The 17,134-nt window shown below is 43.7% G+C and carries 19 protein-coding genes; 7 read left to right on the top strand and 12 right to left on the bottom strand.

What is annotated here, in order from left to right; translation table 11 throughout:
* Position 1 precedes the first annotated feature (1 nt).
* Positions 2-301: a metal-sensing transcriptional repressor gene (locus CHH58_RS11730; RefSeq protein ID WP_095229391.1), complete on the bottom strand. Its 300-nt coding sequence runs from the start codon at positions 299-301 to the stop codon at positions 2-4.
* A 167-nt stretch (positions 302-468) separates the two neighbouring features.
* Between CHH58_RS11730 and CHH58_RS11725 the strand changes: the two genes are divergently transcribed.
* The 4 genes from CHH58_RS11725 to CHH58_RS11710 are packed head-to-tail and all read left to right on the top strand — an operon-like array spanning position 469 to position 2,671.
* On the top strand, positions 469-1,197 hold the full coding sequence (locus CHH58_RS11725; protein WP_095260514.1) for a metal ABC transporter ATP-binding protein: 729 nt from the start codon (positions 469-471) through the stop codon (positions 1,195-1,197).
* Entirely contained in the window at positions 1,194-2,060 is an 867-nt protein-coding gene (locus CHH58_RS11720; RefSeq protein WP_095232491.1) for a metal ABC transporter permease, read from the top strand. The genes CHH58_RS11725 and CHH58_RS11720 overlap by 4 nt, the downstream gene beginning before the upstream one ends.
* A 1-nt stretch (position 2,061) precedes the next feature.
* On the top strand, positions 2,062-2,478 hold the full coding sequence (locus tag CHH58_RS11715; protein WP_095229386.1) for a Fur family transcriptional regulator: 417 nt from the start codon (positions 2,062-2,064) through the stop codon (positions 2,476-2,478).
* Positions 2,479-2,491: 13 nt separating this feature from the next.
* Entirely contained in the window at positions 2,492-2,671 is a 180-nt protein-coding gene (locus CHH58_RS11710) for a 2-hydroxymuconate tautomerase (RefSeq protein ID WP_093725739.1), read from the top strand.
* 37 nt (positions 2,672-2,708) lie between these two features.
* On the opposite strand, the gene CHH58_RS11705 is transcribed toward CHH58_RS11710, so the two are convergent.
* Positions 2,709-3,503 carry a VLRF1 family aeRF1-type release factor gene (locus tag CHH58_RS11705; protein WP_249275112.1) on the bottom strand — a complete coding sequence of 265 codons (795 nt, stop codon included), beginning with the start codon at positions 3,501-3,503 and terminating at the stop codon, positions 2,709-2,711.
* Between the two features lie 153 nt (positions 3,504-3,656).
* On the opposite strand from CHH58_RS11705, the gene CHH58_RS11700 reads away from it, so the two are divergent.
* Positions 3,657-4,091 (top strand): GtrA family protein, encoded by a 435-nt coding sequence (locus CHH58_RS11700; RefSeq protein WP_095234660.1) that lies wholly within the window; start codon positions 3,657-3,659, stop codon positions 4,089-4,091.
* Positions 4,092-4,119: 28 nt separating this feature from the next.
* Here CHH58_RS11700 and CHH58_RS11695 read toward each other — a convergent pair whose 3' ends face one another.
* Positions 4,120-5,565 carry a SulP family inorganic anion transporter gene (locus CHH58_RS11695; protein WP_095229382.1) on the bottom strand — a complete coding sequence of 482 codons (1,446 nt, stop codon included), beginning with the start codon at positions 5,563-5,565 and terminating at the stop codon, positions 4,120-4,122.
* Positions 5,566-5,691: 126 nt separating this feature from the next.
* Here CHH58_RS11695 and CHH58_RS11690 point away from each other — a divergent pair, with 126 nt between their 5' ends.
* Positions 5,692-6,138: a DUF2512 family protein gene (locus tag CHH58_RS11690; RefSeq protein ID WP_095229380.1), complete on the top strand. Its 447-nt coding sequence runs from the start codon at positions 5,692-5,694 to the stop codon at positions 6,136-6,138.
* Positions 6,139-6,186: 48 nt separating this feature from the next.
* Here CHH58_RS11690 and CHH58_RS11685 read toward each other — a convergent pair whose 3' ends face one another.
* The 9 genes from CHH58_RS11685 to CHH58_RS11645 all read right to left on the bottom strand — a co-directional run bounded on the left by CHH58_RS11685 (position 6,187) and on the right by CHH58_RS11645 (position 15,886).
* Positions 6,187-7,173: a ketoacyl-ACP synthase III gene (locus tag CHH58_RS11685; RefSeq protein ID WP_095229379.1), complete on the bottom strand. Its 987-nt coding sequence runs from the start codon at positions 7,171-7,173 to the stop codon at positions 6,187-6,189.
* Positions 7,174-7,248: 75 nt separating this feature from the next.
* Positions 7,249-8,385 (bottom strand): acyl-CoA dehydrogenase family protein, encoded by a 1,137-nt coding sequence (locus CHH58_RS11680; RefSeq protein WP_249275111.1) that lies wholly within the window; start codon positions 8,383-8,385, stop codon positions 7,249-7,251.
* Between the two features lie 86 nt (positions 8,386-8,471).
* Positions 8,472-8,792, bottom strand: coding sequence for a cytochrome aa3 quinol oxidase subunit IV (gene qoxD / locus CHH58_RS11675; RefSeq protein WP_038564835.1), 321 nt, complete (start codon positions 8,790-8,792; stop codon positions 8,472-8,474).
* A 1-nt stretch (position 8,793) separates the two neighbouring features.
* Entirely contained in the window at positions 8,794-9,405 is a 612-nt protein-coding gene (qoxC, locus tag CHH58_RS11670) for a cytochrome aa3 quinol oxidase subunit III (RefSeq protein WP_038564833.1), read from the bottom strand.
* Between the two features lie 16 nt (positions 9,406-9,421).
* The gene (gene qoxB / locus CHH58_RS11665) at positions 9,422-11,371 is read right to left on the bottom strand and encodes a cytochrome aa3 quinol oxidase subunit I (RefSeq protein WP_038564832.1); all 1,950 of its coding nucleotides are present in this window, start codon (positions 11,369-11,371) and stop codon (positions 9,422-9,424) included.
* A 20-nt stretch (positions 11,372-11,391) separates the two neighbouring features.
* Positions 11,392-12,414 (bottom strand): cytochrome aa3 quinol oxidase subunit II, encoded by a 1,023-nt coding sequence (gene qoxA, locus CHH58_RS11660; protein ID WP_095229376.1) that lies wholly within the window; start codon positions 12,412-12,414, stop codon positions 11,392-11,394.
* 364 nt (positions 12,415-12,778) lie between these two features.
* Entirely contained in the window at positions 12,779-13,339 is a 561-nt protein-coding gene (locus tag CHH58_RS11655; protein ID WP_095229375.1) for a GNAT family N-acetyltransferase, read from the bottom strand.
* 64 nt (positions 13,340-13,403) lie between these two features.
* Positions 13,404-14,588: an MFS transporter gene (locus CHH58_RS11650; protein ID WP_095229374.1), complete on the bottom strand. Its 1,185-nt coding sequence runs from the start codon at positions 14,586-14,588 to the stop codon at positions 13,404-13,406.
* A gap of 233 nt (positions 14,589-14,821) precedes the next feature.
* Complete coding sequence (locus tag CHH58_RS11645; protein ID WP_095229372.1) at positions 14,822-15,886, bottom strand: methyl-accepting chemotaxis protein; 1,065 nt, start codon at positions 15,884-15,886, stop codon at positions 14,822-14,824.
* Between the two features lie 139 nt (positions 15,887-16,025).
* Here CHH58_RS11645 and CHH58_RS11640 point away from each other — a divergent pair, with 139 nt between their 5' ends.
* Positions 16,026-17,093 (top strand): nitric oxide synthase oxygenase, encoded by a 1,068-nt coding sequence (locus CHH58_RS11640; protein ID WP_095229370.1) that lies wholly within the window; start codon positions 16,026-16,028, stop codon positions 17,091-17,093.
* Positions 17,094-17,134: the final 41 nt, after the last annotated feature.

Below are 17,134 nucleotides of genomic sequence, written 5' to 3'. Positions count from 1 at the left end.
CCTATTTGCCGAATTGCTGCAGTACTTTCATCAATTCATCAATGGCCTCTTCCCCATCTCCATGCTGGATTGCATGGGAAACGCAATGCTTCATATGTCTTTCAGTTACTGCGGCTCCTGTTTTCTTCAGTGCCGCCTGAATAGCAGATATTTGGACAAGGATATCCACACAATATCTATCTTCCTCGACCATATTCTGAAGACCTCTAACTTGTCCTTCAATTCGTTTCAGCCGATTAACAAGTGCTTGCTTCTCGGTAGTAGTTCTTTGTTTGACCGGCTTTTTATCTGAATGTTCCATAGCACACCTCCTCTTTATACCCCCTTCGGGTATATCTATATAATATACCCCCGCCAGGTATATGTCAACGGATTAAATTTTAAATCGAAACGATTATGATTTACAAATCGAAATGATTACGATAGAATAGTTCCTTGTGAAGTACGTGATTAGAAAGGTGATAGAACATGACATCTATCCTTCAAATAGATACTATTAATTTCTCATATGAACAGAAGGCTGCCTTGCGTGAGGTATCCCTTCAAGTTAAAAAAGGTGACTTCCTCGGTCTAATCGGCCCAAATGGCGGAGGCAAAACAACATTAATCAAGCTGGCGCTCGGTATGCTGCAGCCGAATAAAGGCTCCATCGAGCTATTCGGACAGTCTATAACCTCCTTTAAAGATTGGAATAAAGTGAGCTTTGTATCCCAAAAGGCGAACGCCTTCAATAAAGGATTCCCAGCTACTGTTTTCGAAGTGGTCGCAATGGGACTTACCCCGAAGATCGGATATTTCCGTAGATTCTCCGCTAAGCACCGGGCTGCTGTGAAGCAAGCTGTAGCTCAAGTGGATATGAGTGATTATCTGCATGAAAATATCAGCAGTTTGTCCGGAGGTCAGCAGCAGCGCGTTTTCATCGCTAGAGCGCTTGTAAGCCAGCCGGAATTGATCATACTCGATGAGCCGACCGTTGGAATCGACCACGCCAATGTGAAGGGCTTCTATGAATTATTGCAACGGCTTAATGAGGAAAAAGGACTTACCTTAGTAATGATCACACATGATCTGGCAGGGATTGCACAATATGCCTCCAAGCTGGTTTATTTGGATCAGCAAGTCCAATACGAGGGCAGCCCAGAGCAATTCCGCCTGCCTGAAACCGATTTACATGTATTGCGAGGTATTCATGCATGATTGCCGATTTTCTTCAATTTGAATTTTTACGAAATACACTATATACGGGTCTGCTAATCGGCTTAATCGCCCCATTACTGGGCTGTTTCATCGTCGTACGCAGACTGTCCTTGATCGCGGATGCACTATCGCATGTAACATTAGCTGGTATTGCATTCGGTCTCTTGCTGGAGAAGAAATTGGCAACACCTGTAATTTCACCTTTTTACGCAGGTCTTGGGTTCTCAGTTCTCGCTTCCCTGCTAATCGAGAAACTGCGCAACATGTTTCGTAACTTCCAGGAGATCGCTATTCCGATCATCCTTTCCGGCGGAGTCGGATTAAGTGTTATTTTTATATCATTAGCAAATGGCTTTACAACCGATCTGTTTTCTTATTTATTCGGCTCGGTTTCTGCTGTCAGCAGTGAAGATTTCCGTGTTATTGTGATCATCTCGATCATTGTCCTGCTTGTAATCGGCGTTCTCTACAAGCAGCTGCTCGTACTTTCCTTTGATGAAGAGCATGCGCGTGTCAGCGGTTTGCATGCTAAAGCGATCCATTTCATCTTCATGCTGCTCATTGCCCTTGTCATTGCAGCGAGCATACGGATAGTAGGTGTGCTGCTTGTATCTGCCCTAATGACAATACCTGTAGCAGCAGCCATCCGACTGGCAAAAGGGTTCAAACAGGCAATGATTCTGGCTATTCTCTTCGGAGAGACTTCCGTTATTGTCGGCCTGTTCTCTGGTTATTATTTTGAAATACCACCAGGGGGTACCATTGTTGTCGTATCCATCTTGATTCTTCTATTGAGTTTTATTGTTCAAAAGCTGCTGCTTGCGAACAAACGAAAAACTGCATTCGAGAAAGGAGTTTCCTAATATGCAAGTGGACGAAGGCATTGCGATTCTGAAAGAAAACGGACATAAATATACCGATAAACGCGCGGATATCCTCGCCTATTTCATTCATGCCAAAGGCTACCGAAGTGCAAAAGCACTTCTTGCATATATGGAAACCAGCTATGCTGGCATCAGCTTGGATACAATCTATCGCAACCTCCGTCTTTTCGAACAGCTGGAGCTGCTCGAATCCCGTGAGAAAAACGGAGAGAAGCTGTTTAAAATCGCTTGCAGGAGCGGTACGCATCACCATCATTTTATCTGTGAAAGCTGCGGTCTAACCAAACCGCTCCAGAAATGCCCGCTGCCGGTTTACACAGAAGAACTTGCGGATTATCATGTAAATACACACGCTTTCGAGCTTTATGGTCTTTGCCCGACGTGTCACAATAGCTAAGGAGTCGATATATATGCCAATCATCACAGTTAAAATGCTGGAAGGCCGTACGGATGAACAGAAGGAACAAATGATCAAGAAAATGACCGACGTGATGGTCGAGACAACAGGCGCTCGCGCCGAAGCAGTTTCCATCGTCATCGAGGAAATGAACAAAGCAAATTATGGTGTCGCAGGAAAGCGTCTATCCTAACGAAAAAGCAGCATACCCCATGGGCATGCTGCTTTTCTTATAAAATCACTTCCTCCAGCACTTTCCGTTCCTCTTGCTCGAAGAGGTTCTTACCTTCCGTGTGCTGGACCTGTTTCTGCATATAGCTTTCAATCAATTTAGCTTCATCTTTATTTCCGACGAGGTGGATGTTTTTCCATTCTTTATCTTTTGCAAGCTTATCAAGATTTGGCGCCAATGATTTGTACCAGCGCTTCTGGTTAGCTTCCAAACGGTTCTCGATCGTATCCTTCTTCGATCCTTTTCCGCCTTTACCCTTTATAGATAACGCCCGCTGCGGACTTGCCTGCACCTTCCATTTCTCTGTGTCTAAATCCATTTCATATAGCTTCGTATCATTTATTTTTCCTAATACAGCATCGATTACTTTGACTTGATTTCTTTGTACCAGAATGACGCCTGATTCTGGAAATTTTTCATACAACGCCTGGAACTGCTGGAGCTTCGGCTCATCTTCCCAGTGAAATTCTGTCGTCACTGGCATCTGGAGACATTCGGCAAACCAAATATTATCTGCAGATGCAAACACAACACAGCTTTTCTTCATGCTTTGCCCGTTATCCTCCAAGAACAGTTTCACCTTTTCTTTCACTTTCAAGAACTGCTCCAGCTCCTCAGGGTCATTCTTGAGATATGTTTCGAAGTTCTTCAAACCATTTTTTACGTGAATTTTCCACTCCCCACCCGTCTGATCACGGTTGGCAGGATCCGTATTCACATACATGCTAAGTACTTTCTGAGGATGGCGCTTGGCTTTTTGTGCGAGTTTCTCCATGTCCATTGCGTAACACAAACTGCAATCACTCCTCTTACAAATTTGCTTAGTAAAGTAAAACTAGCATATAGCTCTACATACCACATATAAGCTGCTTGAAACGTTAAAAAGGAATGAAATAAGGGAATGATGTTAAGATCGAACTATGTAACTTGAAGGCTGTGATAAATCATGTTAAAAAGGACCCGCACACAAATCCTGCAATTTACGTCCATTGGCGTATTAAATGCGGCAGTAGACCTAGCCGTGCTCAATATATTACTACTTATCTGGCCAACGAAGAATAATCTCCTGCTGCTGCTCTTCAATACGATCAGTTATTTAGTATGTATCTGGAACAGCTATTATTGGAATACAAGATTTACGTTCCGCAAGCAGAAAAGATCTAGTAACACCGAGAAAAGTCTGTTCTTTGCCCAAGCCTTGGTTGCATTAGTAATAAGCAATCTTGTTTTCATTGCAGGTTTAGCTGTCCTGCGCTCTATCACATTCGTGCCCTTCCCGGCATACATTGATAATAATATAGCCAAAGGAGCAGCAATGTTCCTGTCTTCGGCCAGCAGTTTTCTATTTATGAAGTATCTTGTATTTAAAAGAAAAAAATAAGCGTATACCATGTGGTATACGCTTATTTTTATGCTTGTATATAAGCTGCACGTCGATCAACCAGTGCCTGGCTTGCATGGTCGAGATTACGAACATCCACATGAATGCCGTATTCCCGGTATTTGAGCACTAGCTTGTCTAATGCTCCTACAGCTGAATCGTCCCATAATCTTGCTTCTTGGAAATCCAGGACAATATGCTTGGCATTTTCCTGCTTCGGCTCAAAGAAAGCAAGAAAGTCGGTTACTGAAACGAAGAACAGCTGTCCTCTAACCAAATAGACCTTTTGTTCTCCTTGTACCGTTTCTTTGACAACCACTTTTGATATTTTGGCTGCAAAGAACACAGCGCTCATCAATACTCCGATAATAACACCCACGGACAGGTTGTGTGTCCAGAGCACAGCTGCTACTGTCACAATCATGACCGCTGCATCCGTCAGCGGCATTCGATGCAGATTACGCACCGATGACCAGTCAAACGTTCCAATACTGACCATGAACATGACCGCAACAAGTGCGCCCATCGGAATTTGGACCAAGACCTCCTGGAAAACAATTATAAGCAGCATAAGAAAAGCACCAGCAATAAAGGTAGACAGACGCGTCCGGCCGCCAGCTTTTACATTGATGACAGATTGTCCGATCATTGCACAGCCCGCCATCCCGCCGAAAAAGCCTGCGGCAATATTGGCAATACCCTGACCGCGCGCTTCACGATTTTTATTGCTGTTTGTATCTGTATATTCATCCAACAGCTGGGCAGTCAGAAATGTCTCCATCAGCCCTACGATTGCTAAAGCAATAGCATACGGAAAAATGATCTGCAATGTTTCCATGTTGAACGGAACGTCTGGAATCAGGAAAGAAGGCAGTGCTTGCTTTAGCTCTCCCATATCTCCCACTGTTTTTGTCGAACTATGTGTGAGTGCCGCGATTATAGTCATAATAACAATTGCAACAAGCGGCGATGGAATAGCTTTCACAAAACGTGGCAGCACATAGATAATGACTAGTGCACCTGCTACGAAAGCATAGATTTGCCATGACTCTCCCTCGAAATGGACAAGTTGAGCAATAAAAATCAAAATTGCTAAACTATTAACAAATCCAATCATGACTGGCCGCGGAATAAAAATCATCAATCTTGAAACTTTGAAGACACCAAAGAAAATTTGAATGATTCCAGTCAATATTGTCGTTGCGAAGAGATATTGCAATCCATGATCAGCGACAAGACTTCCCATCACAAGTGCCATCGCTCCCGTGGCAGCAGATATCATCGCTGGACGTCCGCCTGCAAACGCTATAACAACTGCAATACAAAAGGAGGCATATAATCCGACCATCGGATCTACGCCGGCAATAATGGAAAATGCAATTGCTTCTGGAATAAGTGCTAAAGCAACTAAGACACCTGATAATACATCCTTCGGTACATTAGAGAACCATGCTTCTTTTATATTTGTAATCATGTACGACATAAACTCCTATCTCTTACTTACAGCAGGTTATTATACCATATTCTTTAGAACTGTTGCAGCTGTGTATACCAGTTACCGAAACTGGACATATTGTATAAAAAAAGCAGCAGGTGAACAATGATGAAACATGTCAAAGCCATACTTTTGAAAGGAATATTCGCCTTCGCGATCCTTTATCTCTTCGCAGGTTTAATCTATCAATTATCCTTTACCAAGGTAGTTCAGCTGACAGCGGTCCTGACTGTTATCAGCTACTTGATCGACATGCTATTGCTGCCGGGTAAAACAAACAAGGCGACAGGATGGCTTGATTGTATATTCTTTACTATTGTCAGCTGGATGCTGATCGTATTAGCGGCTGATGGAAGCGTACATCCATTGATAGGAGCAATTCCAGCAAGCTTGATCCTCGCTTGGATGGATGGGACTTTTTTGCATGCTTACGTACGTAAATATGTGATTCGAAATGGCAAAGACCAATATTATAATGTCATCTTCCTGGATCAGTTTCGTGCGAAAATCGCTGGAGATCTGCCGTTACGCGGACCTCACAAGGATTCCTGAAGCCAATGCATGAAGAAAGCCCGTGGAGATTACTCCACGGGCTCTTTTTTATGCTTTTGGATCCCATTTGATGATGATACCACATTCGGTTAGACCGCCGCCGAATCCGTATAGTAACATTGTATCGCCATCTTTGACTTTGTTTTCCTGTAAAGCGAAATCAAATGCCAATGGAATTGTCGCAGAAGATGTATTACCTGCGTATGCCATACTTGTCAGTGTTTTCTCGATTGGATAGTCCAGACGATCACAGATAGATTCTACCATCCGCATATTGGCACTGTGCGGAATGAACCAGTCAATATCATCCAATGACATATTTGCTTCTTCAACTAGTTTCTTAACGCCCTTTGGCACACCAGAAACGGCCCATTTATACACTTCGCGTCCGTTTTGAACCAATTTCCCTGGGTTAGTTAGCTCTTCACCGTTTAATTTAGTAGACAAGCCTGTTTGGTAAAGATGACGGCCGCCCTCTCCTTTCGTTCCCATATGGAAACCAAAGAAGCCCGGATTTTCAGCATCGTACTCTACTAATGCAGCTCCCGCACCATCACCAAATAGAATACAGCTTGTACGATCCGTATAGTCGGTGATTTTGGACAATGTTTCTCCGCCCAATACAAGCACTTTCTTATGCAAACCAGATGAAACCAATCCGTTAGCCATATGCAGACCGTAAACAAAGCCGGCACATGCGCCGCCCAAATCGATAGCACCTGTGTTTTTCAATCCTAGTCTTGCTTGAATTTGACTGGATACACTAGGGAATTTGTATTCACCTGTCACCGTAGCAACAAGAATCAAGTCCACATCATCCAGTGACTTGTTGAAATTCTTCGCAAGGTTTCTTGCAGCATTTTCACATAGATCTGTCACATATTCATCTTCAGCAGCTATTCTTCTTTCTTTAATACCTGTACGCTGCACAATCCATTCATCGGAAGTATCGACCATTTTTTCAAAATCTGCATTGGTCAATACCTTTTCCGGGATATATGTTCCAATTGCTGTTATACGTGCTTTGGATTCCATATTATCTGCCTCCTTCACATCTGCCTCCATTATACCATCTAGTTTTAATACCTGGTACTAAAAAGAGAAATTTAATTATCTTTTTTTCTCAGCATGAGAAGCCAGAAGCTCTAAAACTGCATCATCCATTGGCGGGTTATGCAAGCCAGCACGTACGTCCCGATAATGCTGTTCAAAGGGTTGAGTCTTGGAAAGTCCTCTACCGCCAGCAATCCGCATAGCCAAGTCGACAACCTTAACAGCAGCTTTTGTTGCATTTACTTTTACTGCTGCAAGCTCCGGCCCCATCATATGCCGTTTCTCAGGATAGCTATCCCACAAGCTGGCAACATGATACATAAAATGTCGAGCTTGCATCAGCTCCAAGTCCATTTCACCGATTTTCTCGCGGATGTGAGGCACACTGATAATTGGTTTATCTAATGTGTTTGGCTGAAACTCTTTAGCAAATGATACAGCTTCATCCCGTGCACTTTTAGCTATGCCTAAGTAACAAGCAGGAATATGAAGCAACGATCCTTTCGGTCCAGATTTCTTCCTAGCTCTTTCCACGTAACAATTTGCTGGTACCCTTACCTGTTCCAGAATTAAATCGTCACTGCCAGTTGCGCGCATTCCCATTGGATTCCAAGTTTTTTCGACACGTACACCATTTATTTCCCTGGCAATTAAAAAGCTACCGACAGCATCATCTTCTTCCACATACGCTGTAACTAAATAATAATCCAAATCAGCTGCCATAGATGTAAACGTCTTACGCCCAGAAAGTATATAATCTTTTCCGTCCCGGACAGCTTTCGTTTCAGGTACACCGCCTCTTGTAGGACTTCCCGTTTTCGGCTCAGATGCTGCGCGATTGACAATTTTACGTTCTTGGATAACTTTTTCCAGGAATTCATCGAACATACCATTTAGCCATTCCGCACTTGCGCATAAGTCCTGCATTGTACTCAAGTGCCACCCTATTGATAGTGCTGCAGCTCCATCACCAGCGGCAACTGCCTCCTGAGCCAATAGGAAATCATGAAGATTCGCTCCGTCTCCTCCTTGTGCTTTTGGTACAGTCAGCAGTGTATAAGCTGTTGTGCGGAAAGCCTCCACCACTTGCGGCGCCAGCTGTGCCTGTTCATCACCTATCTGTTTATATTTCTTCGCCACCTCGGCTACTTGTTTCGCTTTAGTAAGTATATGTTCTTCATTAGCAATAATCATACCGAACCTCCTCATCTATCTTCTCTATTTTAGTGAAAAGAAGAAAAGAATACAAAAAAACCCGCTCAAAGAGCGGGTTTTATGTGTTACATACTCATACCCATGTGCATGTGACCAGAAGTCATCAGCCAGTATGTGCCGACAATGATGACGATAGCGATGAAGAATCCGAAAAGTGTGTTCCCGGAAATCAAACCGCCGTCTTCTCCTTCAGTCATGTGCATGAACATAACGAGCTGCAAGGCAGCCTGGATAACAGCGAAAATCAAGATAATGATGAAGATCGTTGTTGATGACCAGTCTGTCCACAGCGCTGTTGCAAAGGCTACAAGTGTCAACGCGATTGAGATCAAGAATCCGATGATATGCTTCCACGGGAAATGTCCTTTTTTCGTTTGTTGACTCATATTAATTCACCATCCCCATCAAGTAAACGCATGTGAAGATAAAGATCCACACAACATCTAAGAAGTGCCAATAGAGACTAGAGATAAAGACTTTTGATGCAGTTTTTGGTGTAAGTCCTCTTCTTGCAAGTTGGATCAAAAGAAGAATGATCCACCCAATACCAATTGATACGTGTAAACCGTGCGTACCAAGTAAGATGAAGAACATAGACCAGTGTGCACTAGTTCCTAGTGTAACACCTTCATGTACGTAATGTACGAATTCATATAGCTCATAGCCAATGAATCCTGCACCTAGGATGAGTGTTATGATCATCCAGGCAATAACGCCTTTTACATTGTTCGCACGCATTTCGTGAATCGCTAGTCCGCAAGTGAAGCTACTTGTAAGAAGCAACATTGTCATAATCATGACTAGGCCAGCTTCGAACATCTCGATCGATGTTGGTCCGTCGCCTACACGTGATTGCAACGCGAAATAAGACGCGAATAGTGTCGAGAACAAGGCGATCTCTGCACCAAGGAAGGTCCAGAAACCGGTGATGTTCAATCGACCGGCTTCTGATTGATATTCCAATGGAGCGTTGGGGTTCACATTGTGATCATGTGCCATTTCTTCACAACCTCCTTTATTTATTCGCTTTCGCTTCTGTTTCTTTTATTTCTTCCACGCTGACATAGTAACCATCATTGTAATCGAATGAACGTACAATCATTGTGATGAAGATACCGACAGCACCTACGATTCCAACCCAGTACCATTGGAATACAAGCCCGAATGCAGCCATACCCATCAATGCAGACATGATTGCCGGTGTAGAAGAGTTGCTAGGCATGTGAATCGGTTTATAATCCGTGTTCTTCTGTTGATCAAGACCTTTTTCCTTCATATCCCAGTAAGGATCAAGACCTGTCACTTCAGGAAGGACAGCGAAGTTGTAATGCGGCGGGATAGACGATGTTGTCGCCCATTCCAAGTTACGTCCAAGACCCCATGCGTCACCAGTTTTCTCTCTTGGTGAATATCTCCAGCTATAGTAAATGTTATATACGAAGATAAGGAATGCAAGACCCATCATGAACGCACCAATTGTGGAGATCATGTTCAATCCTGTCCAACCATCTTCTGGCAAATAAGTGGAAATACGTCTTGGCATACCATCCAACCCTAGGAAATACTGCGGGAAGAAACATACGTTGAAGCCGATAACGAAAATCCAGAATGCCCATTTACCGATTTTTTCGTTCAATTTATGTCCGAACATTTTCGGATACCAGTAAATCAAACCTGCGAAACAAGCAAATACAGTACCCGAGATCAACACATAGTGGAAGTGAGATACTAGGAAGTACGTATTGTGATACTGATAGTCAGCTGCTGCCATCGCAAGCATTACCCCTGTTACCCCACCGATAACGAAGTTCGGGATGAAGGCAAGTGACCATAGCATCGGAGTCGTAAAGGTAATACGGCCTCGATACATCGTGAATAACCAGTTGAATATCTTAACCCCGGTCGGGATAGAGATAGCCATTGTTGTAATAGAGAAGAAACTATTTGCTTCAGCGCTATTACCCATTGTGAAGAAGTGGTGAACCCATACAAGGAAGCTCAATACAGAAATCGTCACAATGGACACAACCATCGCTTTGTAAGCGAATAGCTGTTTTCTTGCAAATGTCGAGATGATCTCAGAGAAGATCCCGAACGCAGGAAGAATAACGATATATACTTCAGGGTGACCCCATACCCAGAATAGGTTGACCCAAAGCATCGGGTTACCATCACCTTGCAAGGTGAAGAGTACGGAACCGAATAAACGGTCAAATGTCTGCATAGCAAGTGCAACTGTAAGCACTGGGAATGCAAAGATGATGATCAGCATTGTGATCAATGATGTCCATGTGAACATGGACATTTTCATTAGTGTCATACCTTTCGTACGCATCTTAAGGATGGTAACGAAGAAGTTGATACCTGTCATCAATGTACCGATACCAGCAATCTGAATTGCTAGCAAGTAGTAGTTCTGACCAGGGCCTGGGCTGAACTCATTCGTCGCAAGCGGCGTATAACCAGTCCAACCGGCATCAGGTGAACCACCGATGATGAAGGAGATGTTGAATAGAGCCATACCGACAAAGAATGTCCAGAAGCTCAAGTTGTTCAAATACGGGAATGCAACGTCACGTGCACCGATTTGCAACGGTACAATATAGTTGATCAAACCGATTAAGAATGGCATCGCCATGAAAAGAATCATGATAACACCGTGTGTCGAGAATACCTCGTTATAGTGCTGCGGATCCAAGAATTCCATACCTGGCTTCGCAAGCTGCGTACGGATCATCAAACCATCGATACCGCCGCGGAAAAGCATTAAAAGAGCACTAAGGATATACATGATACCCAGTTTCTTATGGTCAACAGAAGTCAGCCATTCTTTCCATAGCCAGCTCCATTTTTTAAAGTAAGTAAGGGCAGCTACAACGGCGATTCCACCGAGCAAGATGCTGATCTGTGCGCCCAGAATCAATGGATCGCCGGTAATGATAAACTCATTCCATTTTAAGTCCAAAACTCTTCCCCCTCTCTCTGTTACTCATGACCCGCATGTGCATGTTCTTCAGAGTCCATGTCTTCATCCGAGTTGTCTACAGTATTGTCTTGCTGATAGTACGGAATTTCGTCTTCCGGCAAGATGTTTTGAGATTTGTCTTTCGCATGTGGATTCTTCGGCTCATAGCCTAGGCGATCCCATGCTTCCAATGTGTAGTCTGCATTTTTTGAATGGTCGATCCATTGCAAGTGCGTACCATTGAATTCAGCTGTTCCGTCATAAACACCAGGAATCAGAAGATTGTCATACTCGTATTGTGTCAGTTCTGGAGCGGAGTTTTGTACTTCTTCCACCCACTGTTGGTAATCAGCTTCTTCATCAGCGTAGACTTTGAATCGTTGTTCATTGAAGCCTTCACCTGTGAAGTTAGCGTTTCGTCCATCGTACGTGCCAACGTGGTCTGCTTGCAGATAAAGAGTTGTCTGCATGCCTGCCATGTTATATTTCTGACCGCCTAGGCTTGGTATCCATAGAGCAGCCATGGAATCAGCAGATGTCAATTTGAATTCCACCGGACGGTGAATCGGAATGTGCAGATAGTTCACTGTTTCGATGTCTTCATCTGGATAAGTAAATACCCATTTCCAGTTGATGGATGTTGCATGTACTACTAGAGGATCTTCATTCGCTGCTTCTGCCGTTTTCGGCTGAGGCGCTTCCTCCAATGAATAGATCGTTCTGACAGTTGGAACAGCCAAAATGACTACGATGATAATCGGGATGATCGTCCAGATTGTCTCAAGCAGCATGCTGCCGTGTAGTTCAGGGCTGTACTTGTCGTGATCCTTTCTTTCTCTGTACTTGACAAGGATAATCGTCAAAAGTACGAATACAACCGCAACGATTGTAAGCATAAAGATGATTGATAGAATAATAAGGTCACTCTGCTGACTTGCCACTGGTCCTTTCGGATCAAGCACTTCCGGTGTAGAACAGCCGGCGAGCATTAGCGGCAGGGCAAGGAACAATAGAAGACTTAAGGGTTTCAATTTTTTAAGCATGCGCCTGCTTCCCTTCCTTTCTTTACCTGAATTCACGAAAACGCTTGTTATCCCTCTGCATAGGAAAACAACCATATCCGCTATAATAGGGTTTTGATAAGTATTTCACAATGAGGCTCCTGCATTACCCGAAGGAGCAGCAGAATCTCAGCTAGAAACACACTATCACACTGTCTGATAGACAGTGTCTGACAACAATCCAGAAACTAGTGTAATACAAAGCAGCCAAAAAGACCAGACTTGCCTGGTAAGTAAACAGTTCATTTTTCATTCTAACACCGTCAAAAAGAGAGAATAAGAATAAGTAGTGAACAAAATTTGAACGTTTTATGTAAAACCGCAAGAATTTTTGGTTTACCCACCATTATCTGGTCTTGCTGTAATACACCGTATTACGAACGGTCTTTCCATCTACATGAAGACTGTCAGAATAATGTATTCCTTCCAGCATGTAACCGAGCCGTTCTGGAACAGCTCGGCTTGCACTGTTTTCTTCGTCACAAAGTATCTGGACCCGCCGGACACCGAGCTCACTGAAAGCATACTCCGTCTGTGCCTCGACAGCTTCCGTCATAAATCCCTGGCCGGTATGACACGTGTCCATCCAATATCCAATTTCGACTTTCGGAACATCCCAATCTATCCCGTGAAAACCGCTGGATGCAATGAACTCTCCAGTATCCTTGCGGAAAATCAGCATGCGCAGGTTTGTCCGATTAATCCAATTCGCAACCGACTGCCGGATATTTTCCTCTGTTTCTTCCGGAGTCGGCAGTTCCTGCGCGAATGGCATCCAACGCTTCAATTCTGGCATGGAAGCTTTGATTGCATCATTTACTGCTTTTCCATCGCCGATTTTGGGCTGCCTGATAATAAGGCGCTCTGTTTCGATAGTAGTCTTGAAATCTCTCAATATTGGATTCATCTATACTTCCCCTCCTAGAAATTTATTCTAGTATGAAGGAAGATATTGGGGCGTGCAATACAGTTTAAGCCACTTCTGGGTGCTTCTTCTCTTCTCGATAAGATATAGCGGATAATAGAATTCCGATGATAGAAATACCTGCTCCGATAACAGAAAGCCATGTATAGCCCAAATTTGCATCCAATACAAGTCCGCCTATATAAGCACCGCCAGCATTCGCCAAATTGAACGCAGAAACACTCGCTGCTGCCGCGATTGTCGGACCTTCTTTTGCTGCCATAACTATTTTCGACTGCAATAATGGTGTAGTACCGAATGCACCTGCACCGAACAGTCCTATAATGAAGACAGCAGTAATAGCATATGGTGTTGCCAACGGGAACAATAAAAGAATTACAGTCAGTGTTGCAAATACATAGATGAGTGTTTTAGTCACATTGCCCGCAGCTAATCGCGGCGTTGAAAAGTTACCAATTACACTCCCTAATCCGAAGAAGAAGAGACTAATCATGATACCGACGCCTCCAAAGCCCGTAACTGAGCGCAGCAGCGGTTCAATGAAGGTGTAGGCAGTGAAAACACCTGAGTAGCCAAAGATGATAATAGCTATCGTCAAAAGCACCTGCTTATGTTTGAATACACTAAGCTCCTGCTTGATACGCGGTGTTTCTGCCGGCTTTGTATTCGGTGCAAAAATAAGCAGCCCAATTAGACCTATCACTCCAAGAACTGCAATCAGCCAAAATACGAGACGCCATTCAATCAGTGAGCCTAGATAGGCTCCAAATGGAACGCCGATCATAATGGCAATTGTGAGCCCGCCATTGACGGCTGCAATTGCCTGCACCCGTTTGCGTGGTTCCACGAGATCACTTGCCATGACAAAAGCGAGCGCAAAAAAAGGTCCATGCATGAACGCGGAAGCGACGCGTGAAACAAGCAGCACTGTAAAACTTGGTGCTGTCGCACTAATAATATTACTGATGATGAAGAGCAGCATAAAGAGAAGCAGCATCGGCTTTCTCGGCAATTTGACAGATAACGTTGTCATAAGCGGACCGAATATCGCCACTCCAAGTGCATACATGCTGACAACAAGACCCGCGGATGCAATCGTCACACCGAGATCTGACGCGATATGAGTAAGTACGCCAGTGACGACATATTCCGTCGTTCCGATGGAAAAAGCACAGATCATCAAGACTGCAATCACTGTCGTTGGTTTAAATTGTCTGCCTGCTAGAGACATGGTAACTCCTCCTTTTATCTGACATAACATCCGCTAACGATACAACAGAAAAGCCATCTATTCAAACCATAACCAGGTCGATTAATAAAAAAATTATAGGAAGCGCATCCAAACAATTTAACAGGTTTTAATTGTGTGGAAGAGGGGTAAATATTCAAAGTTAAATAGCATTTAATACTAGAAGGATATTCAAATTTGGTATAAGAAAAAGCGACCTGCTGGCCGCTTTGTAATTAATTCTTGAAGTTTTGCTGAATATCCTGTGTAATGGCAGTCACTTCCTGCATACTTGCTGCATTCTGTTCCGCGACAGAAACAATGCTATTGATACTGTCCGTTACACCGCGAGTGTTATCGAGAACTTCATACATAGCTACGGCAATCGCCTCGATTTGATTACTGGTTATGGTAATCTCTGCATGCAGCTGTTCAAACGTGTTTTGTGTAGTAGTGATTTTATCTGATCCGGCAACAACTGCCTCTTGACCTGCATCAAGAGCGTCGACTGCTTCCTTTGATTCTGTCTGGATAGCTTGGAATACAGCTGTTATATCCGTTACAGCAATACGAACTTGATCAGAAAGCTTCCGTACTTCATCTGCCACCACTGCGAACCCGCGCCCCTGGTCCCCTGCCCGAGCTGCCTCGATAGCAGCATTCAGTGCAAGCAGGTTCGTCTGTTCGGCGATATCTTTAATTGTCTTCAGCAATGTACTGATTTGATCTGTCTTTCCATTTAGGCCTCTGACTTTCTCATAAGAAAATGTAATTTTGCTCGTTATCGTCTCCATATGACTGACGGAATCATTCATATGAGATGCACCTTCTTTGGTCAATGCATCCATTGCGACAGCAACCTGCTTCGCATCTTCTCCTTTTAGAGCAACCATCATGACATTCTCAGCGAACTTCTGCATTGTTGCAGCTAACTCAGACGACGCTTGGGATTGATTCTCTGAGCCGATAGTCACTTCCTCTAAAGCGGTTACAATTTGATTCAGCGCTTCATCTGTCTGTTCCAGCTTAATCAACGCCGACTCTCTTTCTGGTTCAACTTCAGGCTCGACTGTCGCTGCTGCCTCCTGAGAAATAGGAATTTCAACTAGTTGCTCATCCGTCGGCTCAACTACTTCCTTCTTATGTAACAGAACATATGTAAGACTTCCCCCTACCAAAACAAGCCCAATAAAAAGATTAATCCACCAATCCAGCAAGAAAACCCTTTCATTTTGCAGAAACAGCAAAACCGCATAAAGATATCCCGCACTCAATAAACTAAAGACCTGGCTTTTTTTCATCAGTATTCTCCTTTCCCCTCTTTACTTTTTATCGGCTACGATATGACATTCATGAACCTTTTTCTACATTTTCTCCCTTATAACGTCTTTTAACTTCATACATGCTATACTACAAGCTGACAAAAGGAGGCAGCTGCGTATGAAAGGCCTATTGCAAGAAGCAACAGAGTTTATTCAAGAAAGCTATCGAGAACTCGGGAAATCAGATATAGACATACATCAGCGCCTGTCACACATCGGAAATGAAATAACTCGCACCTCTACATATATCCATACGATAGAAGAGCTGGAGCATGGCGCAAGAATGGCGTGGAGGAATTCAAACCGCTGTATCGGCCGCTTGTTCTGGAACGGTCTTCATGTTATTGATGCAAGGGAAGCCACAGAAGCAGAAGAAGTACTGGAGAAGCTGCTCTGTCATATTGAACAAGCAACAAATGCCGGAAAAGTGAAGCCGATGATCACCGTCTTCTCACCGAATAATAATATTCGTATTTGGAATCATCAATTAGTACGATATGCTGGATATGAGACAGAGCATGGTATTATAGGAGATCCCGCTTCTATACGTTTCACCAGTGTATGCAAAACCCTTGGATGGGAAGGCAAAAGAACGATGTACGACATTCTGCCACTCGTCGTGCAAGTGGGCGACCAGCCACCAGTACTGCAAGAAATACCAGCAGACATAGTGAAAGAAGTTCGTATTGAGCATGAGGAGTATCCTGCAATAGCTGATTTAGGCTTACGGTGGTATGCAGTTCCGATTATTTCAGATATGAAATTAGAAATTGGCGGTATTACGTATAACGCAGCCCCCTTCAATGGCTGGTATATGGGAACCGAAATCGGCGCACGAAATCTAGCCGATGAAGACCGCTATCATATGCTGCCGAAAGTGGCAGAGATCCTTGCACTTGATCAAAGCAAGGTATCTACACTTTGGAAAGACCGTGCACTAGTTGAGTTGAATGTCGCTGTGCTTCAATCGTTCCAAAAAGCAGGTGTTACAATAGTCGATCACCATACAGCAGCTAAGCAATTTGCTCATTTTGAGAAGCAGGAACAAAAGGCAGGACGTGATGTGACCGGTATGTGGAGCTGGCTCATCCCTCCAATGTCGCCTGCAGCGACGCATATCTTCCATAAGCCTTATAATAACAAGATCATTAAGCCAAATTACTTCCATCAAGAAGATATATACTGAAAAAGCGCAAATGCTTCATAGCATTTGCGCTTTTTTCTTCT

Source organism: Terribacillus saccharophilus (assembly GCF_002272745.1).
Taxonomy (GTDB): Bacteria; Bacillota; Bacilli; order Bacillales; family Amphibacillaceae; genus Terribacillus; species Terribacillus saccharophilus_B.
This window is presented reverse-complemented; position numbering and strand designations above follow the sequence as displayed.